The organism is Actinoplanes sp. NPDC048796, from assembly GCF_040650035.1.
Lineage (GTDB): Bacteria > Actinomycetota > Actinomycetes > Mycobacteriales > Micromonosporaceae > Actinoplanes.
This window is the reverse complement of record NZ_JBEZGO010000002.1, coordinates 43609-63089: the sequence shown is the minus strand read 5'-3', so window position 1 is coordinate 63089 and position 19481 is coordinate 43609. Positions and strand designations below refer to the sequence as shown.

Below are 19481 nucleotides of genomic sequence, written 5' to 3'. Positions count from 1 at the left end.
GAACAGCCCAGGCCTGACCAAAGCCCGAGAACAGCCCAGGCCTGACAAAGCCCGCGACCTGGGCGCGAGGCGTGCCCGGGTCCGGCTAACGTTGCCCTGCTCTGGAGAACACAGGAGGACAGGGATGGCGAGGCTGGGACCCGGCACGGCGGACGCCGCCGGGCTGATCGCGGGCTACCTGCTCGACGCGGCCCTCGGGGATCCGCGCCGTTTCCACCCGGTGGCCGGCTTCGGCACGGCGGCCGGAGCCCTGGAACGCCGTCTCTACGCACCGAACCGCCTGTCCGGGGCCGCCTTCACCGCGGTCGCCGTCGGGGTGCCCGCCGCGGCCGGCCTGGCCGCCGCCGTGGCGACCCGCCGCCTGCCGGTCGCCCGGGCCGCGCTTGTGGCCGCCGCCACCTGGACCGTGCTCGGCGGCCGCACTCTGCGGCGGGAGTCGCGGATCATGGCCAGGCACCTGGAGCGCGACGACCTCGACGCCGCCCGGGGGCGGCTCAGCCATCTCTGCGGCCGCGATCCGTCCCGGCTCGACGCGCCCGAGCTGGCCCGCGCCACCGTCGAGTCCGTCGCCGAGAACACGTCCGACGCCGTCGTCGCCCCACTCTTCTGGGGTGGCGTCCTCGGCCTTCCCGGCCTGCTCGCCTACCGGGCCGCCAACACCCTCGACGCCATGGTCGGGCACCGCTCCGACCGGTACGCCCGCTTCGGCACCCCGTCGGCCCGGCTCGACGACGCCCTCAACCTGGTCCCGTCCCGCCTGACCGGCCTGCTCACGATCGCCTCCGCGCCCATCGCCGGTGGTTCTCCCCGCGAGACCCTCCGGGTCTGGCGCCGCGATCGCGACGATCACCCCTCGCCCAACGCCGGCCAGTGCGAGTCCGCCATGGCCGGCGCCCTCGGCGTGCGGCTCGGTGGCCGTAACGTCTATTTCGGCCGTAGCGAGACCAGGCCTTTCCTCGGTGACGGCCCGAAGCCGAAGGCCGTGCACCTGCGGCGGGCCGCCCGGGTGTCCGGTCTGGTGGGATTCGGCGCGGCCGTCATCGCGGCCGGCGCGGCCCGGCTGCGGAGCCGGCGTTGAGCGGCCTGCTGGTCGCCGGCACCACCTCGGACGCCGGCAAGAGCATCCTCACCGCCGGCATCTGCCGCTGGCTGCACCGGCGCGGGGTCAAGGTCGCCCCGTTCAAGGCGCAGAACATGTCGAACAACTCGGTCGTCGTCGTGGGCCCGGACGGCCGCGGCGGCGAGATCGGCCGGGCCCAGGCCATGCAGGCCGCCGCCGCCGGCGTCGAGCCCGACCTGCGCTTCAACCCCGTCCTGCTCAAGCCCGGCAGCGACGTCTCGAGTCAGGTCGTCCTGCTCGGCGAGGCGATCGACACGGTCACCGCCGGCAACTACCGGGCCTTGAAGCCGCGGCTGGCCGAGGTCGCGCACGCCGCGCTGGCCGAGCTGCGCGCCGAGTACGACGCCGTGATCTGCGAGGGTGCCGGCAGCCCGTCCGAGATCAATCTGCGGGACGGCGACTTCGTCAACATGGGCCTGGCCCGGCGGGCCGGTCTGCCCGCGATCGTGGTGGGTGACATCGATCGGGGCGGGGTCTTCGCCGCCCTGTTCGGCACGGTCGCGCTGCTCGACCCGGCCGATCAGGCGCTCGTGGCCGGCTTCGTGATCAACAAGTTCCGCGGTGACCGGGGGATTCTCGCGCCGGGGCTCGACATGATCACCTCGGCCACCGGGCGGCCCGTGCTGGGCGTGCTGCCGTTCCACCTCGACGTCTGGCTCGACGGGGAGGATTCGCTGGCCTACGGGCGGGTGCTCGGGCGGCCGGCCGCGCCGCACGGCTCGGAGTGGCTCCGGGTCGCCGTCGTCCGCCTGCCCCGGGTCTCCAACGCCACTGACGCCGAGGCCCTGGCGGCCGAGCCGGGCGTCCGCGTCCGGATGACCGTCGAACCGGCCGAGATCGCCGACGCCGACCTGGTGGTGCTGCCCGGCTCCAAGGCGACCGTCAGCGATCTCGCCTGGCTGCGCGAGACGGGTCTGGCCGACGCGGTGCTCGCTCACGCGTACGCGGGAAAGCCTTTGCTCGGCATTTGCGGGGGTTTCCAGATGCTCTCCCGGAGCATCCACGACGAGGTCGAGAGCCGGCGTGGCCGCGTACCAGGCCTCGGTCTTCTGCCCTTGGAGATCACCTTCGGCCCCCGCAAGATCCTCGCGCAGTCGCACGGTCACGGGCTCGGCGCGCCCGTCAGCGGCTACGAGATCCACCACGGGTTCGTGTCGAGTCAAGACCAGGTCAAACCCTTGCTGGTGTACGCCGATGAGCGCACCGAGGGAGCCGCGGCCGGCAACGTCTTCGGCACCCACTGGCACGGCGCCTTCGAGTCCGACGAGTTCCGCCGGCGCTTTCTGACCGAGGCCGCGCGCCTGGCCGGCCGCGGCGGCTTCACGGTCGCCCCGGGCACGCGCTTCGCCGATCTGCGCGAGCGCTCGCTCGACGTCCTCGGCGATCTGGTCGAACAACATCTGGACACCGACGCCCTGTGGCGGCTGGTCGAGCAGGGTCCGCCGGGCGGACTTCCGTTCATTCCACCCGGCGCACCTGGATAAAGGTTGCGCTCCGGAAGTACCTTGAGCCTGGCGTGTTCAGGCCCGGAGCCCAGGACGGGGTGTGTGGATCGATGACGACCGACGAGGAGAACCGCCCGGTACGCCGGCGGGTCACGCTGACCGGGATCAGCTCGCGGGCCTGGGAACATCCGGCCGACCGGGGCGCGCTGACCGCCCTGCGCGAGCTGCGCGGCTTCGACGACGTGGTCAAGGCGTTCTTCGGCATGTGGAACGAGCGCGGCTTCCGCCTGCAGTTCCTGGCCGGCGCCATCCGGGTCGACCACCGGCAGTACCCGCGGGTCTACCAGCGCTTCACCGAGGCCGCGCAGACCCTCGACGTGGTCGAGCTGCCGGAGCTGTACGTGTCGCAGGACCCGATCATCAACGGCTCGGCGATCGGCCTCGACAAGCCGTTCATCGTGATCACCACGGCCGCCGTGGAGCGGCTCGACGACGACGAGCTGCGGGCCATGCTGGGCCACGAGATCGGCCACGTGCGCAGCGGCCACGCCGTCTACAAGACGATCATGATGATCCTCACCCGATGGGCGGCCAACCTGAGCTGGCTGCCGGTGGGCGCCATCGCGCTGCGGGCGATCATCGCCGCGATGTTCGAGTGGTGGCGCAAGGCCGAGCTGTCGGCCGACCGGGCCGGCCTGCTCGCCGGCCAGGACCCGGCGGCCTCGCTGCGGCTGCTGATGAAACTGGCCGGCGGCGGCGACCTCTCCCAGATCGACACGGCCGCCTTCCTCGAGCAGGCCGCCGAGTACGAGAGCGGCGGCGACCTGCGCGACAGCGTCCACAAGATCGGCATGACCGCGTGGAGCACCCACCCGGTGCCGGTGGCGCGCGCCGCCGAACTGCGCAAGTGGGTCGACTCGGGGGTGTACGCGCAGATCCTGGGCGGCGACTACCCGCGCCGCGACTCCGACGGCGACGCCTCGGTCTCCGAGGACGTCAAGGCGGCCGCCCAGTCGTACCGCGACACTTTCAACAACTCCCAGGACCCGCTGGTCGGCCTGCTGCGCAAGCTCGGCGACGGCGCCGGCGACCTGGCCGGCTCCGCCGTCCGCGGCGCCCGCAACTGGGCCAGCGACGCGTCACGCCGGGGCCGCGACAACACCTAGGTCCTAGGATCGGTTCATGAGTTTGAGTGAAACCGATCTGCGCGCCGCGGTCGCGCGGGAGCTGCCCGGGGTCCGTGCCGACCTGGAGCGGCTGATCCGCATTCCCGGCATCGCCTTCGAGGGCTTCGACCACTCCCACGTGGAGCGGTCGGCCGAGGCCGTCGCCGAGCTGCTGCGCGGCGCCGGCCTCGACACGCAGATCGTGCGGCACGGCGGCCAGCCCGCCGTGATCGGCCGCAAGGCCGCCCCGGCCGGCGCGCCGACCGTGCTGCTCTACGCGCACCACGACGTCCAGCCGGTCGGCGACCTCGACAAGTGGACCAGCGACCCGTTCGAGCCGCAGGAGCGCGACGGCCGCCTCTACGGCCGCGGCGCCGCCGACGACAAGGCCGGCGTGATGGCCCACGTGGCCGCGCTGCGCGCCTTCGGCGACCAGCTTCCGGTCGGCGTCGTGGTGTTCGTCGAGGGCGAGGAGGAGTACGGGTCGGATTCGCTCGACGCGGTCATCCAGGCCCACCTCGAGGAGCTGCGCTCCGACGTCATCGTGATCGCCGACTCCGGCAACTGGGACATCGGCGAGCCCGCCCTGACCACGTCGCTGCGCGGCCTGGTCAACCTGTTCGCCGAGGTCAAGGTGCTGCGCAGCGCCGTGCACAGCGGCATGTACGGCGGCCCGGTGCCGGACGCGCTGATCACGCTGTCCCGCCTGATCACGAGCCTGCACGACGAGCACGGCGAGGTGGCCGTGGACGGCCTGGTCGGCCGCGAGGGCGCCCCGGTCGACTACCCGGAGGACCGCTTCCGCCACGAGGCCGGCACGCTCGACAGCGTCCAGCTGATCGGCCAGGGCACCATCACCGACCGCCTCTGGACCAAGCCGGCGATCTCCGTGCTCGGCATCGACGCGCCGCGCACGCTCGAGGCGGCGAACGCCCTGCAGCCCACGGCCAAGGCCAAGATCGGCGTACGGCTGGCCCCCGGCGACGACCCGCAGTCGGCCTACGAGGCGGTCAAGGCCCACCTCGAGAAGCACGTGCCGTGGGGCGCCCAGGTCGAGGTCACCCTGGAAAGCCTCGGCTCGCCCTGCGTGATCGACGCCACCGGCCCGGCGTACGACGCGGCCCGCGCCGCCTTCGCCTCGGCCTGGGACGGCACGGCGCCGGTGGACATCGGCGTGGGCGGGTCGATCCCGTTCATCGCCACCTTCCAGGAGCTGTTCCCGCAGGCCGCGGTGCTGGTCACCGGCGTCGAGGACCCGTACGCGGGCGCGCACGGCCCCAACGAGAGCCTGCACCTGGGCGAGTTCGAGCGGGTCTGCGTGGCCGAGGCCCTGCTGCTCAAGAACGTGGCGGACACCTTGTCGAAGTAGAAGGAGCGGCCGATGGCCGAGCTGACGTGTGACGTGCTGGTGGCGGGCGCCGGTCCGACCGGGCTGATGCTCGCCAACTGGCTGGTCAAACTCGGGGTCGACGTGATCGTCGCCGACGGCAAGGAGGGGCCCACCCGCGAGTCGCGGGCCCTCGTCGTCCAGGCGCGCAGTCTCGAGATCTACGACCAGCTCGGCCTCGGCGACCTCGTGCTGCGCGCCGCGAAAAGGGCGGACGCGCTCGCTCCCGGGTTCGGCGACCGCGCGTACGGCCGCATTCCGCTCGGCCCGCTCGGGGGCGACCTGACCCCGTACCCCTCAATCGAGGTCTTGGAGCAGAGCCGCAACGAGGAGATTCTGGACGAAAATCTCCAGAAGATCGGCGGCCGGGTCCACTGGGAGACCCCGGTGACGGCGGTGACCCAGACCGACGAGGGCGTGGTGGCCAAGGTCGGCAACGACACGGTCCGGGCCCGGTTCTGCGTGGGCTGCGACGGGGCCAATTCGGTCGTACGCAAGGCGCGCCGCATCCCGTTCGAGGGCGTGACCAACCCGCACAGGTTCTTCGTCCTCGACGCGACAGCGGCCGGTGGCCTGGTGGAGAACGCGATAAACGTGCGTCCCGGCGGCGCCGACTTCCTGATCGGCTTCCCGATGCGGGGCCACGGGAACTGGCGCCTCATCGGCCTGGTCGGCGACGATTTTTCCGAAGAGGAGGTGCGCCCGCGCCTGCGCCGGTTCGCGGTGACGTACGGCGAAGCGCGCTGGTTCGCGACGTACAAGGTGCACCACCGGGTCGCGGCGGCGTTCCGCGACGGGCCGTTCTTCCTGGCCGGCGACGCGGCCCACGTCCACTCGCCGGTCGGCGGCCAGGGCATGAACACGGGCCTGCAGGACGCGCACAACCTGGCCTTCAAGCTGGCCGACGTGGTGCACGGCCGCCGGGGCGACGCCTGGCTCGACCGCTACGAGGCCGAGCGCCGCCCGGTGGCGAAAACGCTGGTGGCCACCACCGACCGGCTCTTCCAGGCGGTCACGTCACAGCGCCGGGTCATGCGCGCCCTGCGGGCGCTGGCGGTGCGGCTGCTGGCGCCATTGGGGGTACGGGTCCTCCCGCGCGCTTCGGGTGGCTCGCGCCTGTTCCAGTACGTGTCCCAGATCCGCATCCACTACTGGATGACAGCCGGCGCCGAGGCGGCGTCGGGCGGCCGCCGCGGCCCGGTGGTCGGCCGCCGGCTGCCCTGGACGGGCGGCAACTTCGACGTGCTGCGCGAACTGACCTGGCAGATCCACGCCTACGGCGACGCAGCGGACATCCCTGACCTGGGAGTGCCCGTGCACGTCTTCGAGGCGGCGCCCCGGACAGCCCTCGTGCCGGGCCGGCTCTATCTGGTACGCCCCGACGGATTCGTGGCCGCCGAGGCCACTCCGAGCGAGGCCGCCGACACGTTCGCGCCACTGCTTCCGGCCCTTCGTCACAACGAGTGAACTGGTGCGCAAGCGCGTAGCGTCCTGTTAGGATATCGAACATGCGTTCGAACGATTCCTCACTGGCTCCCTCCTTGACGGCCCCCGTGGTGCGGTCCTTGCCGGTCGGGCCGCGCCACGCCATCGACCGGCTCCGCTCCCGCGAGCGACTCGAGTCCATCGCCCGCCTCCGCGCCGCGGTCAGCGCGATGAGCTCGGTCGACGTCGCCGACTGGGACGACTCCGCCCTCACCGACCACCTGGACGCCCTGTCGGCCACCCTGGTCGCCCTCGACGCCCAGGTGACCCGCGTCGCCGACCAGGTCCGCGCCCGCGGCTTCCGCATCTCCGAGCCTCGCGCCGCCTGACTTCCACCGCCACCGCCCACGCCCGCCGCCGCCCACGCCCGCCGCCGCCCACCACCCACGGCTCCGCCGCCACTCACCGCCTGGTCTTGGCCTTTACGCCTTGTCTTTCGCCGCGGCCCCGCGCCGTCGTCTGGGCCTGACCTCGCCGCTTTCCGCTTTCCGCCCTTGCCTTTCGCCGCCGCACCGCGCTGGTCGCCCGGGCTCGACCTCCGCTCTTTCCGGTTCTTCCCCTTCGCCGCCTCGGCCGGACTTCCGCTCTTCCCGGTTCTTGCCCTGCGCCGCGGCCGTGCCGTCGGTCGGCTGACCTCCACATCTGCGCGCTTCCGCCTCCTGCCGCTGCCCGCTCCGGGCCGAAAATGTCAGGGGTTGCTGCCAGGATGTGGGGGTGCGATTCCTCGACCTGGCGGCGACCTCGGCGGCCGTCGCGGCGACTTCCGGGCGCAAGGCCAAGATTGAGCTCCTGGCCGACGCGCTGCGGCGGCTCGACACCGACGAGATCGCGGCCGGGTCCGCCTTCCTCGCCGGTGAGCTGCGGCAGCGGCAGACCGGCGTGGGTTATGCGAGCCTGCGCGACCAGCCGCCGCCCGCGGCCGAGCCGAGCCTCACCGTCGGCGGCGTCGACGCCGCGATCGTCGAGATCTCGGTGGTCGCCGGCGCCGGCTCTCAGGCCCGGCGGCGCGAACTGCTGGGCGCCCTCTTCGCCGCCGCCACCGCCGACGAGCAGCGACTGCTGGTCGGCCTTTTCGGCGGCGAGCTGCGCCAGGGCGCCCAGGCCGGTCTGCTCGCCGACGCGATCGCCAAGGCGTCCGAGGCCCCGCTCACCGCGGTCCGCCGGGCGCTGCTTCTCTCCGGCGACCTCAAGCAGGTGGCGGTGGCCGCGCTGACCGGCGGCGCGCCCGCCCTGGCCGAGATCCACCTGAGGGTCGGCACCCCGCTGACCCCGATGCTGGCCCAGGCCGCCCCCGACGTCGGCGCCGCCCTGCTGGCCACCGGCACACCGGCCACCGTCGACGTGAAACTTGACGGCATCCGCATCCAGGTCCACCGCTCCGGCGACGACGTAGCAGTCTTCACCCGAAGCCTCGACGACATCACCGCCCGCATGCCCGAGGTGGTCGACACCGTCCGCAAACTCCCCTTCCGCGAGGCCGTCCTCGACGGCGAGGCCATGGCCCTCGACGAGACCGGCCGCCCCCGCCCCTTCCAGGAAACCTCAAGCCGAGCCGCCACCCGCGGCGCCCGCGCCTCCACCCGCCGAGCGTCGTCCCCGCCCGACGCCACACCAGCGGCCTCCTCGGCGGCTTCCGCGTCCTCCTCGGCGGCTTCCGCGGCCTCCTCGGCGGCTTCCGCGTCTTCCTCGGCGGCTTCCACGGCCTCCTCGCGGGCGGGTTCCGGCCGGGGCTCCTCGCGGGCGGCCTCTGCGGCGGCGCCGATCGCGCTGACGCCGTACTTCTTCGATCTGCTGCATCTCGATGGGACGGATCTTCTCGACGAGCCGGGGCGGGTGCGGTGGGCGGCGCTGGCCGACGCCCTGCCCGACGAGCTGATCGTGGGACGGACTACGGCCGAGAGCGAGGAGCAGGCGGCGGCCGCCTTCGCGGCGGCGATCGCGGCCGGGCAGGAGGGCGTGGTCATCAAGGCGACGGAGGCCCCGTACGACGTGGGGCGCCGCGGCAACGCCTGGGTCAAGGTCAAACCGCGGCACACGCTCGACCTGGTGGTTCTCGCGGTCGAGTGGGGACACGGGCGGCGCCGAGGGTGGCTCTCCAACCTGCATCTGGGTGCGCTCGATCCGCGTACGGGCGAATTCGTCATGCTCGGCAAGACGTTCAAGGGGCTCACCGACGAGCTGCTGCGCTGGCAGACCGAGCGCTTCCAGGAATTGAAAATCGACGACAACGGCTGGGTCGTCCGGGTGCGGCCGGTGCAGGTGGTCGAGATCGCCTTCGACGGCGTGCAGACGTCGCCGCGCTACCCGGGCGGCGTGGCGCTGCGTTTCGCCCGGGTCCTGCGCTACCGCGACGACAAACCGGCTTCGGAGGCCGACACCATCGACACGGTCCGCGCCATCGGAGGCCATCCGACGCCGTAAGAGCGGCCGCGGGTAGCGCCCGAGGCGGCGCGGCGCTAACGGTCGCCGTCCTCCACGGCGGCTCGCTCGCGGTCGGCTTCCTCGACGCGGTCCCCGGTCGCGGCCAGCGCGGCCGCCTTCCTACGGTCGTACTCCTCGACGCGGTCCCCGGAGGCGGCTTGGCGGCGGTCGTACTCCTCCACCCGGTCGCCGGAGGCGGCTTGGCGGCGGTCGTAGTCGTCGACGCGGTCGCCGGAGGCGGTTCGGCGGCGGTCGTGATCTTCGACGCGGTCGCCGGAGCGGGCCTGGGGGCGGTCGGAGGCGGCGGCGCCGGCTGAGGCGGGGGCCGGCTCGCGGGCGGCGCCGGGGGAGCGGGGCTTCGACTCGCCGCGGGCTTCCTTGCGGGCGTAGTAGCCGTACGCGAACAGGGCCATCACGGCGAACAGCCACCACTGGACCGCGTACCCGCCGTTCTGCCACGCGTCCTCGTGATCGATCGGGATGCGGGTGAACGCGGCGTCGTTCGCCGGCGTCTGCTCGGTGAGCAGCACGTACGCCCCGTACACGGGATAGGGCATTTCGGGTGCGAGCTTGGGCACCGTGATCCGGCGGGTGTCCAGCCGGCCGTTGCGCCGCTCGATCGGCGCCGGTCGACTTTCCGACAGGTGGAGCTGGCCCACGACGGTCACCGTGCCGGTCGGCGCGGCCGGGACCGAGGGTGCCGCCAGCGCCCCGCCGGCCGGAGCCGGGATCCAGCCGCGGTCGACCAGGACGGCCGTACCGTCGTCCAGGACCAGCGGCGTGACGATTTCGTAGCCGACGTCACCGTCGACCGTACGGCCCCGCGCCTGGATCTCGTGTTGTGGGTCATAACGGCCGGTCACGGTGACCTTTGTCCAGGCCAGGTCCTTGCCGGGGGCGTGACCCGAGGAGCCCGCGGTGGCCGGTTTCGCCAGTACGGAGGTCATCGGCACGGCCTGCACGGAATCGGCGGCGTCGATGCGGTCGTTGATCGCGCTGCGTTCCTCGTACCGTCGCAGCTGCCAGTTGCCGAGCATCACCATGACCGACGCGGCAGCCAGAGCGAACGCGGCGGCGGCCAGCCAGCGCGGCCTCAGCAGGAAGCGGTACACGTCCCGAGGCTACCCGTCGACAGGTTGACACCTGCTGGGGCCAGGTACTGTCCCACTTCGGTAGTCGACAACAGGCGATATTCCGTTCGGGAGAGTCATAGATGAGCGCCCAGCCCCGTCTGGTCGTGAGCGCGCCCGCGTCCGGGCACGGCAAGACCGCGATCGCGGTCGGCCTGCTCGCGGCGACCGCGGCGCGTGGCATCCCGGCGGCCGGGTTCAAGGTCGGCCCGGATCACACCGACGCCGCGTACCTCGGACTCGCGGCCGGCCGGCCCGGCCGCAACCTCGACCCGCGGCTGGTCGGCGCCCAGCGCATCGCCCCACTGTTCCTGCACGGTGCCGGCAGCGCGCAACTCTCGGTGATCGAGGGGGCGATGGGCCTGTTCGACTCGCTCACCGGCCAGCCCGAGATCGACGGCACCGCCGCGGTCGCGGCCGCCCTGCACGCCCCGGTCGTGCTGGTCGTCGACGTCGCCGCGATGGGGCACTCGCTGGCCGCGCTCGTGCACGGCTTCCGGATGTTCGACGAGATGGTCCACCTGGGCGGGGTGATCCTCAACCGGGTCGCGTCGCCGCGCCACGAGCAGATGCTGCGTACCGCCCTGGACGACATCGGCATGCCGGTGCTGGGCGCGCTGCGCCGCGGCGACCTGCCGAACGTGCTTCCGGCCCGCGCGCACGGCCCGGTGCCGGTCGCCCACCGTACGGTCGAGGCGAGCCGTGCCGTCCGCCGTCTCGGCGAGGCCGTCGCCGGAGCGCTCGACCTCGACCGGCTGATGGCCCTCGCGTCCTCGGCGCCGGCCCTGCCCGGGCCCATCTGGACGCCCGCCGACGTCGTCGGCGGCGAGGTCTTCGACCAGCGACCGGTGGTCGCGCTTGCGGGTGGTCCGGGTGCTCCTTTCACGTACGTCGAGACAGCCGAGCTCCTGACGGCCGCGGGCGCGGACGTGGCCGTGGTCGACCCTCTGCGCGACGAGTCGCTGCCGGCCGGGACGCGCGCTCTGATCGTCGGCGCCGGCCTTCCCGAGGGGTACGCCGAGGAGCTGTCGGCCAACCGCAGGCTCTGCACCGCGGTCGCCCAGTTCGCCCGCGACGGCTGGCCGGTCGTCGCCGAGGGCGTGGCCCTGCCGTGGCTCGGCCGCGAGTTCGACGGCCGCCCGATGTGCGGCGTCTTCGACGCGTCGGCCACCACCGCCGACCAGACCATCGCCGGATACCGCGAGGCCACGGCGCCGACCACGTCGTCGCTGGCCCCCGCCGGCGCCCGCATCACCGGCTACAAGCAGCACCGCGCGATCGTCACCCCGCGCGCCGGCACGGTCCCGGCCTGGACCTGGTCGGGCGGCAACCCCGAGGGCTTCGTCTGGCGCCAGGTGCACGCGTCCCAGCTCGGCCTGCACTGGGCCGCCGCCCCCGAGATCGCCAAGCGCATCGTGTCGGCCGCCCTCGCCGGCCCGGCCCCGATGGGCCCGCCGTCCCGCCCGCCGATGCCGCCTCAGCCCCAACCTCACGCCCCGGCCCAGCCTCACGCGCAGGCCCAGCAGCGCCAACCAATTCAGTCTCAGCCTGTTCAGCCGCAGCCCCATGTGCCGGCGTCACCGGTCGAGCCCTTGCCGGCGGAGCCGATCTCGGTCGAATCCCTGCCGACCCAGTCCTTCTCGGTCCAGCCGCAGGTGCCGTCCATCCCGCAGCCGGCGTCGACGCAGCCGTCGCCGGTTCAGGCTCACCCGATCTCGTTCCAGCCGCCGGCCGGTCATCCGCAGTCACCGCCGGCCGAGCAGCCGCCGGTCCAGCACGAGCCCGGCCCGTTCCAGCAGCCCGGTTCACCGGCGCCGCAGGCGGCTCGTACGCCCGTACAGTCAGGTCCGCCGATCTCGCACCCGGGCCGTCCCGAACACCTGGGTTCCCCCGGTCAGCAGACGGCTCACCTTCCCGGCCCGCCCGGGCCGACCGTTGATCAACAGCCGCCGATCCCGCAGCAGCCGCCGGCCGTGTCATCGTCCAATCTGAACGACACGGTGGACATCACCATCTCCTGAGCGAGCCGGAGCCCCGTACGGGCGCCCCACCTGATTCGGGTCATCCGGATGACGCCGCGCAACAGCCGAACGCCGCGAGTTCGGCCGCCGAAACGCGCGCGTTCCACATAGATCAGGCCGAAAGCACGGACCACCGCGAAAACGCCCTCCGCAAGGCACGAAACTGTCGCACCCCGGTCGTAACGTGAACGTAACGAGGACGACCCGAAGGAGGACTGCCGTGGCCGATCGTGTGCCGCTGGACTTCGACCCGCCGGTTCGGGTGCTGCGAGCGCTTCTGCTGGGCATCGACAATCACGAGCTGCTGGTCCCCACTCCGTGTCCCGACTGGAGCGTCGCCGCTCTTCTCGACCACCTGATGGGCTTGTCCTTCGCCTTCACCCAGACCGCCCGCAAACGCGCCGACGCCCCCGGCACCTCCGAGCCGCCCCCCGAGCCTTCGGCGCAACATCTGTCCCGCCATTGGCGCAGCCGCCTCCCCGTCCTCCTGGAAGATCTGGCCACCGCCTGGAAAGAACAGAACGCCTGGACAGGCACGTCAGCCGCCGGCGGCGTCACCATGCCCGCGGCCGCCCTGGGCCACGTCGCCATGACCGAACTGATCGTCCACGGCTGGGACCTGGCCCGTTCCACAGGCCAGGAATACGCCGCCGACCCACGAACCCTCGAAATCCTCATCGAGTTCAACTCGCAATACCCACCCGAGGGCACCCCCGGCCTCTTCGGCCCGGTGGTCCCCATCCCCGACGACGAGGCCACCTTGCTGGACCAGCTCCTGGCCCTCTCCGGCCGCGACGCCAGGTGGCGCGCCCCACGCCGCCGCCCCGCCGCCCCAGCCGCCTGACACCCACAGCCGGCGGACGCCAACCCCCCCCAGACCGCCGGCTGTCTTCGGCCGATCAAGCGCCCTTCAAGCCACCGCCCACCGCGGCAGCTACCCACCACGCCGCCGTCCACCGCGGCAGCTACCCACCACGCCGCCGTCCACCGCGGCAGCTACCCACCACGCCAGCCGCCAGCCGTTCCTTCACGCCAGTCGCCCCACCGACCCGAGCAGCCTCGCGAGTCGGGCTCCTTCGCTGTGCCAGCGGCCGCGCCAGCTGGCTCGTGGCTCCGGCCGCCCCGCCCCGGCTGATCCGCCGTGCCGGCCGCCCCAGGGGCTCGCGCGGCGTCGCGGCTGGAGCGGCTCCGCTGCGCTAGCGGTCGCGCGGCCCAATTGCGCCAGCGGCCGTGCCATGCCGCCCAGTCGTACCATGCTGCTCAGTCGTGCCGTGCTGTTTCCACAGTGCGCCGGCTGTCCACAAGTAGCCCGGCGCCTCCGGCTGATCTCGCGCTTTTCCGGGATAATGCCTATCGGGGGCCGCCCCCTGGGAGGGCGGGATCCTGCGGTGGGGTGAGTCGGGACCGCCTGAGGGCTAATCGCGGTTGTTGTCCTCGTCGCCCGGGTTTCGGCGCCCGGAGTCGTCGTCCGAGTTGCCGCGCCCGGTGTCCGGCCGGCGGCCCGCGTCCCGGTCCCGGTCTCGGTTCTCGCGGTCGGTGTCGCCCCGGTCGGTGTCGCCCCGGTCGGAGTCCCGACGGTCGGAGTCACGGCGGCCGGAGTCGTCGGCGTGCCGTCGGCGGTCGCGCTCCGACTGGCCCGAGTTTCGGCGCCCGGAGTCGTTGCCGGCGTCCGACACACGGCCGTCGTGGTCCGACGAGTCGCGATCACGATCGGAGTCGGAGTCGCGGTCGCGGTCAGAGTCACGGTCACGGTCGCGGTCGGAATCACGGCCGCCGTCCGAGTTGCGGTCGCGCTTCTCCTTGGAAGTGATCGCATCCGAAGGCGGCGTGAACTTCGCCTTAGGCTGGCCCTTCAGGGCGTCCTTCAACGTCTCCGCCACGGTGTACTTCGACACCGTCGCCCGGCTTGTCCCCACGTTCCTCTCCGGGTTGTCCGGGTCCGCCACGAAGGCCGCCGCCGCCAACTGCGGCGTGAACCCGCAGAACCATGCCGTCTTGTTGCTGTCCGTTGTTCCGCTCTTCCCCGCCACCGGCCGCTTCAGGACCCCGTACACCATCTCCGACGTGCCCCACCCGCCGCAGCTTCCCCGCGCCGCCCCGTATCCGGTCACGCAGCGGGCCGCGTCTGTCGCCGCCCGGGCCACGTCGACCGAGACCGCCCGGTGGCAGCGCGGCGCCGCGATCTCCTTGCCCTGGTAGGTGGCCGGCTTGCCGGTGCGGTCGAGGATCGACTTCACCGGCAGCGGCTCGCAGTAGTTGCCTTCGGCGGCCAGGGTCGCGAACACGTTCGCCATCTCGATCGGCGTCGCGTCGCTCACCCCCAGCGTGAACGCCCCCCACCCCGAGGCGTGCTCCGGTGACGCCAGCCGCCGGTCCACGTCCGTACGCCAGCGCAGGCCGAGCCGTTCGGCCATCTTCACCGCCTTCTCCGCGCCCACCTTCTGTTCGAGCTGCACGAAGTACGTGTTCACCGACTTGCCGAAGCCGCTCCACATCGTCTGGTCGCCGGTCATCGACGACGTCGAGTTCTTCGGGCACCAGTGCACGCCGCATGTCGCCGGTCCGGGCGCCGTGATGTATTTCGAGTAGAACCTCTGCGGGCTGTAGAACGACGTCGACAGCGGCATGCCCTCGTCGAGGGCCGCCAGCATCGTGAAGATTTTGAACGTCGAGCCGGCCTGGTAGCCGGCCATGGAGCCGCCGCCGAGCAGCGGGTTCACCGTGTTCGGGAAGTTGCCTTTCAGGTGGCGGTACCGGCTGTGTTTCTCGTTGCCGGACTGGTCGAGGGAGTACCGCCGGTTCACCGCCATGCTGACCACCCGGCCGGTGCCCGGTTCGATGATCACCTGGCCGTGGGCGATGCGGCTGCGACGTTTCTCCTTGTCGAGGACGTGCTCCATCGCGTACAACTGGATCTTGGGGTCGATGGAGGTGATCACCCGGTAGCCGCCGCGCCGCAGATTCTCCTCGCGGTCGGCGACGCTGCGGCCGAAGGCCGGCTGTTCCTTCCACCACGACTTGAAGTAGTCGCAGAAGAAGCCCCAGTCGTTGTGCGGGTCGGCGATCGAGATGCAGTCGTTCGGCGGCGACGACAGCTTCAGCGTGATCTTGGCCCGTTTCGCGTCGGCCGCCTGAGCGGCCGTGATGGTCCGCATCTTGAGCATCTGGTCGATCACGTAGTTGCGCCGGTCGGTGGCGGCCTGCCGGTCCTGGGTGGCCGGGTCGTAGGCCGACGGCGCCTTGACCAGCCCGGCCAGCAGGGCGGCTTCCGTGAGGGTCAGATCCTTCGGCGACTTCGAGAAGAAGACCTGGGAGGCGGCGAAGACGCCGTACGCCCGGTGGCCGTAGTACGCCGAGTTGAGGTAGCGCTCGAGGATTTCCGGCTTGGTGAGCCGTTTCTCCAGTTCGATGGCGAGCCGCATCTCGCGCAGTTTGCGGGAGGTGGTCTGCTCGGTGGCCTCGAGCGCCTCCTTGGGGGTCTGCGCGCCGTCCCTGAGCGCCATGCGGACGTACTGCATGGTCAGGGTCGACGCACCCTGGGAGACGCCGCCGGCTTTCTGGTTGGCCACGAAGGCACGGGCCACGCCTTTGGCGTCGACGCCGTTGTGCTCGTAGAAGCGGGTGTCCTCGGACGCCACGATCGCCTGGGTGATGTACGGCGACATGTCAGCGATCTTCACCGGCTTGCGGTGTTCCTCGTAGAACGTGGTGAGCAGCGTCTTGCCGTCGTTGGCGTAGACGTAGGTCGTCTGCGCGCTGGGCACCTCGATGAGTTTTTCGGGGAGGCCGTCGAGGGCTTCGGTGCCCGCCTTGACGCCGAGTCCGGCGAGGGCGGCCAGTGGGTAGGCGAGGCCGGCGACCACGAGTCCCGCGATCAGGCCGGCACGGACGAGGGGAGCGACTTTTCCGGCTGCCACCCCTTGAAGGTATGACAAAACCTCTTATTTGCTCACGGAACAGCCGAAGTAACGTGCGTATCACGGTCGGGCATTCTGATCCCATGTCCCTCGACCTAGGCCACCACGGCGACACGGAGGTTGCCCCGGGTCTGATCGACCTGGCGGTCAACGTCCGGCACGAGCCGATGCCGCCGTGGCTCGCGCAGCCGCTGATGAGCTCGCTGAGCGACCTGAAGGCGTACCCCCAAGCGGAGAAGGCCACCGCGGCCGTGGCCGCCCGGCATGGTCGTGAGCCCGGCGAGGTCCTGCTGACCGCCGGCGCCGCCCAGGGCTTCGTCCTGCTGGCCCAGGCGCTGCGCGGCGCGAATCACCCGGTCGTGGTCCACCCCCAGTTCACCGAGCCGGAGGCCGCGCTGCTCAACGCCGGCCACGTGGTCGACCGGGTGCTGCTGCGCGAGGAAGACGGTTTCCGGCTGCAAAACGCCGACGTGCCCGACGACGCCGACCTCGTCTTCGTCGGCAACCCCACCAACCCGACCTCGGTGCTGCACCCGGCCGAGGAGATCGCCGCGCTGGCCCGCCCGGGCCGGGTGCTGGTGGTCGACGAGGCCTTCGCCGACACCACGTTCCGCGCGGGCGTCGCGGGGGAGCCGGAGTCGCTCGCGTCCCGGCGCGATCTGCCCGGCCTGGTCGTGCTGCGCAGCCTGACCAAGACGTGGGGCCTGGCCGGGCTGCGGATCGGCTACCTGCTCGGCCCGGCCGATCTGCTGAAGCGGCTCGCCGCCGCCCAGCCGCTCTGGGCCGTGTCGACGCCCGCCCTGGCCGCCGCTCTGGCCTGCGCGTCACCCACCGCGGTCGCGGCTGAGCGGGAGATCGCCCGCCGCCTCGCGGACGACCGAGCTCATCTCACGAAGAGGCTGGGCGAAGTGCCGAAGGTCACGGTCGCTGGGGCCCCGGCCAGTGCCTTCGTTAGCGTACGCATCCAGGGAGCCGACAAAATCAGGCTGGAGCTGCGGGAACGCGGCTATGCCGTGCGCCGGGGCGACACTTTCCCCGGCCTGGGCGCCGACTGGTTGCGGTTGGCGGTACGCGACACTGCCACCACCGACGCCTTCGTCGAGACCCTGACCGCCGTGATCGAGGAGCAAGCGTGACCGCATCGCTGGAGGACACCCTCGCCGCCGTCCGTCCCGCCGACGAGCCGGCGATGGCCGCCGCCCGCGAGCACCAGGCCCGGCTGACCAAGCCGGCCGGCTCGCTGGGCGCCCTCGAGGAGCTCTCCGTTCGGCTGGCCGGGCTGGCCGGGGTCAACCCGCCGCCGATGCCCACCCCGGCCACTGTCGCGGTCTTCGCCGGCGACCACGGCGTGCACGCCCAGGGCGTCAGCCCCTGGCCGCAGGAGGTCACCGCCCAGATGGTGGCCAACTTCGTGGCCGGCGGCGCGGTCGTCAACGCCTTCGCCCGCCAGGCCGGCGCGGACGTCATGGTGGTCGACGTCGGCGTGGCCATTCCGCTGCACGGCGGCGCCACCCTGCTCGACGCCAACGTGCGCCGCGGCACCCGGGACATGACCGTCGAGCCCGCGCTGACCCGCGACGAGGCCCGGGCCGCGGTCGAGGTCGGCCTCGGCGTCGCCGCCGCGCTGGTCGACAACGGCGCGAAATGCCTGCTCACCGGCGACATGGGCATCGCCAACACGACACCGGCGGCGGCTCTGACCGCCGTCTTCACCGGCCTCGCCCCGGCCGAGGTGACCGGACGCGGCACCGGCATCGACGACGCCACCCTCGACCACAAGGTCGAGGTCGTGACCCGGGCTCTCGCGCTGCACCGGCCCGACAAGAGCGATCCGCTGGGCGTGCTGGCCGCTGTCGGCGGTCTCGAGCACGCCGCGCTCACCGGGTTCATCCTCGGCGCCGCCGCCCGCCGCGTCCCGGTGATCATCGACGGGGTCATCGCCGCCTCGGCCGCGCTGGCCGCGGCCGCCCTCGCCCCCGACGCGGTCGCCGCCATGGTCGCCGGGCACCGCTCGGCCGAGCCCGGCGCCACCGTCGCCCTGGCCCACCTGGGCCTGGAGCCGCTGCTCGACCTCGGTATGCGCCTGGGCGAGGGCAGCGGCGCCGTGCTCGCGCTGCCGGTCGTCGAAGCCGCCGTCCGGGTGCTGCACGAGGTCGCCACGTTCGACTCCGCGGGAGTGTCCGAGAAATGAGCGTCTACCCCCTCGGTCTCAAGCTCACCGGCCGCCGGGTGCTGATGGTCGGCGGTGGCGCCGTCGCCACCCGCCGGGTCCCCGCCCTGATCGCGGCCGGTGCCCGGGTCGAGATCGTCTCGCCCGACCTGAGCCCGGCGCTGCACGGCCTCGTCGACGCCGGCCGGGTCACCTGGACGGCCCGGCGCTTCGAGCCGGGCGACGTCGAGGGCGCCTGGCTCGTGCACGTCGCGATCGACGATCCGGCGGCGGCCGAGCAGGTCAGCGCGGCCGCCGAGGAGCACCGGATCTTCTGCGTCCGCGCCGACGACCGGGAGGCCGCGACCGCCTGGACGCCCGCGGTCACCCGCCAGGGCCAGGTCACCGTCGCGGTCACCGACGGCGGTGACCGGCGGCGCGCGATGGCCGTACGGGACCTGGTGGCGAACGCCCTCGAGAGCGCGCCGGCCGCGACGGAGGAGTACAAGGGCGTGGCGCTGGTCGGCGCCGGCCCCGGCGACCCCGAGCTGATCACCGTGAAGGGCCGCCGGCTGCTGGCCGCGGCCGACGTGGTGGTGGCCGACCGGCTGGTGCCCGGCATGCTGCTGGGTGACCTGCGGCCGGAGGTCGAGTTCGTCGACGCCGCCAAGATCCCGTACGGGCCGCAGAAGGCCCAGGAGGAGATCAACCGGATCCTGGTCGAGCGGGCGCTCGAGGGCAAGTTCGTGGTGCGGCTCAAGGGCGGCGACCCGTTCGTCTTCGGCCGTGGCGGCGAGGAGGCCATCGCCTGCGCCCAGGCCGGCGTGCCGGTGCTCGTCGTCCCCGGCGTGACCAGCTCGATCGCCGCTCCCGCGCTGGCCGGCATCCCGGTCACCCACCGGGGCGTGGCCCACGAGTTCACAGTGGTCTCCGGGCACGTCGCGCCCGACAGCGACGCCTCACTCGTCGACTGGCCGGCGCTGGCCCGGATGCGGGGCACCATCGTCGTACTCATGGGCCTCAAGAACCTGCCCAGGATCGCGGCGCGCCTGATCGCCGAGGGCCGCTCGGCCGAGACGCCGGCCGCCGTGGTGCAGGAGGGCTCGACGGCTCACCAGCGTTCGCTGCGCGGCACGCTCGGCTCGATCGCGGCCGACGCGGCCGGCGCCGGCATCCACCCGCCCGCCATCGTGGTCATCGGGGACGTCGTTCACGTAGGGGTATAGAACCGCTACCCACC

13 protein-coding genes and 1 pseudogene are annotated in these 19481 nt (G+C 72.6%); 12 read left to right on the top strand and 2 right to left on the bottom strand.

The annotated features are described in order from the left end of the window. Positions 1 to 124 precede the first annotated feature (124 nt). From AB0C26_RS08620 to AB0C26_RS08590, 7 genes are all read left to right on the top strand, one after another. Positions 125 to 1078: a cobalamin biosynthesis protein gene (locus tag AB0C26_RS08620; RefSeq protein WP_360243853.1), complete on the top strand. Its 954-nt coding sequence runs from the start codon at positions 125 to 127 to the stop codon at positions 1076 to 1078. Continuing rightward, on the top strand, positions 1075 to 2604 hold the full coding sequence (locus AB0C26_RS08615) for a cobyric acid synthase (protein WP_360243850.1): 1530 nt from the start codon (positions 1075 to 1077) through the stop codon (positions 2602 to 2604). The genes AB0C26_RS08620 and AB0C26_RS08615 overlap by 4 nt, the downstream gene beginning before the upstream one ends. A 71-nt stretch (positions 2605 to 2675) precedes the next feature. Continuing rightward, positions 2676 to 3731, top strand: a complete 1056-nt coding sequence (locus tag AB0C26_RS08610; protein WP_360243847.1) for a M48 family metallopeptidase — start codon at positions 2676 to 2678, stop codon at positions 3729 to 3731. Positions 3732 to 3753: 22 nt separating this feature from the next. Then, positions 3754 to 5100 carry a dipeptidase gene (locus AB0C26_RS08605; RefSeq protein ID WP_360246490.1) on the top strand — a complete coding sequence of 449 codons (1347 nt, stop codon included), beginning with the start codon at positions 3754 to 3756 and terminating at the stop codon, positions 5098 to 5100. Between the two features lie 12 nt (positions 5101 to 5112). After that, a complete protein-coding gene (locus AB0C26_RS08600) occupies positions 5113 to 6585 on the top strand; it encodes an FAD-dependent monooxygenase (RefSeq protein WP_360243844.1) in 1473 nt (490 codons plus the stop codon). Positions 6586 to 6626: 41 nt separating this feature from the next. Beyond that, the gene (locus AB0C26_RS08595; protein WP_360246558.1) at positions 6627 to 6932 is read left to right on the top strand and encodes a hypothetical protein; all 306 of its coding nucleotides are present in this window, start codon (positions 6627 to 6629) and stop codon (positions 6930 to 6932) included. 385 nt (positions 6933 to 7317) lie between these two features. Further along, a complete protein-coding gene (locus tag AB0C26_RS08590; RefSeq protein ID WP_360243841.1) occupies positions 7318 to 9024 on the top strand; it encodes an ATP-dependent DNA ligase in 1707 nt (568 codons plus the stop codon). A 35-nt stretch (positions 9025 to 9059) separates the two neighbouring features. Here AB0C26_RS08590 and AB0C26_RS08585 read toward each other — a convergent pair whose 3' ends face one another. Next, positions 9060 to 10136, bottom strand: a complete 1077-nt coding sequence (locus tag AB0C26_RS08585; protein WP_360243838.1) for an SURF1 family cytochrome oxidase biogenesis protein — start codon at positions 10134 to 10136, stop codon at positions 9060 to 9062. A gap of 101 nt (positions 10137 to 10237) precedes the next feature. Between AB0C26_RS08585 and AB0C26_RS08580 the strand changes: the two genes are divergently transcribed. Further along, positions 10238 to 12175 carry a cobyrinate a,c-diamide synthase gene (locus AB0C26_RS08580; protein ID WP_360243835.1) on the top strand — a complete coding sequence of 646 codons (1938 nt, stop codon included), beginning with the start codon at positions 10238 to 10240 and terminating at the stop codon, positions 12173 to 12175. 220 nt (positions 12176 to 12395) lie between these two features. Then, a complete protein-coding gene (locus AB0C26_RS08575; protein WP_360243832.1) occupies positions 12396 to 13019 on the top strand; it encodes a TIGR03086 family metal-binding protein in 624 nt (207 codons plus the stop codon). 964 nt (positions 13020 to 13983) lie between these two features. Here the strand turns inward: AB0C26_RS08575 and AB0C26_RS08570 are convergent. Further along, a pseudogene (locus AB0C26_RS08570) lies at positions 13984 to 16110 on the bottom strand (transglycosylase domain-containing protein); the annotation flags it as partial. Between the two features lie 65 nt (positions 16111 to 16175). Here AB0C26_RS08570 and cobC point away from each other — a divergent pair. From cobC to cobA, 3 genes are read left to right on the top strand one after another with little or no spacing between them, the layout of a single operon-like run. Next, positions 16176 to 17228 (top strand): Rv2231c family pyridoxal phosphate-dependent protein CobC, encoded by a 1053-nt coding sequence (gene cobC / locus AB0C26_RS08565; RefSeq protein ID WP_360243829.1) that lies wholly within the window; start codon positions 16176 to 16178, stop codon positions 17226 to 17228. Then, positions 17225 to 18283 carry a nicotinate-nucleotide--dimethylbenzimidazole phosphoribosyltransferase gene (cobT, locus tag AB0C26_RS08560; RefSeq protein WP_360243826.1) on the top strand — a complete coding sequence of 353 codons (1059 nt, stop codon included), beginning with the start codon at positions 17225 to 17227 and terminating at the stop codon, positions 18281 to 18283. Before cobC ends, cobT begins: the two co-directional genes overlap by 4 nt. Then, positions 18280 to 19467: a uroporphyrinogen-III C-methyltransferase gene (gene cobA, locus AB0C26_RS08555; protein WP_360243823.1), complete on the top strand. Its 1188-nt coding sequence runs from the start codon at positions 18280 to 18282 to the stop codon at positions 19465 to 19467. The genes cobT and cobA overlap by 4 nt, the downstream gene beginning before the upstream one ends. Positions 19468 to 19481: the final 14 nt, after the last annotated feature.

Coding starts and splice junctions, on each gene's coding strand:
- AB0C26_RS08620 (WP_360243853.1), top strand. CDS start 125: ATGGCGAGGCTGGGACCCGGCACGGCGGACGCCGCCGGGCTGATCGCG.
- AB0C26_RS08580 (WP_360243835.1), top strand. CDS start 10,238: ATGAGCGCCCAGCCCCGTCTGGTCGTGAGCGCGCCCGCGTCCGGGCAC.
- AB0C26_RS08595 (WP_360246558.1), top strand. CDS start 6,627: ATGCGTTCGAACGATTCCTCACTGGCTCCCTCCTTGACGGCCCCCGTG.
- AB0C26_RS08610 (WP_360243847.1), top strand. CDS start 2,676: ATGACGACCGACGAGGAGAACCGCCCGGTACGCCGGCGGGTCACGCTG.
- AB0C26_RS08600 (WP_360243844.1), top strand. CDS start 5,113: ATGGCCGAGCTGACGTGTGACGTGCTGGTGGCGGGCGCCGGTCCGACC.
- cobA (WP_360243823.1), top strand. CDS start 18,280: ATGAGCGTCTACCCCCTCGGTCTCAAGCTCACCGGCCGCCGGGTGCTG.
- cobC (WP_360243829.1), top strand. CDS start 16,176: ATGTCCCTCGACCTAGGCCACCACGGCGACACGGAGGTTGCCCCGGGT.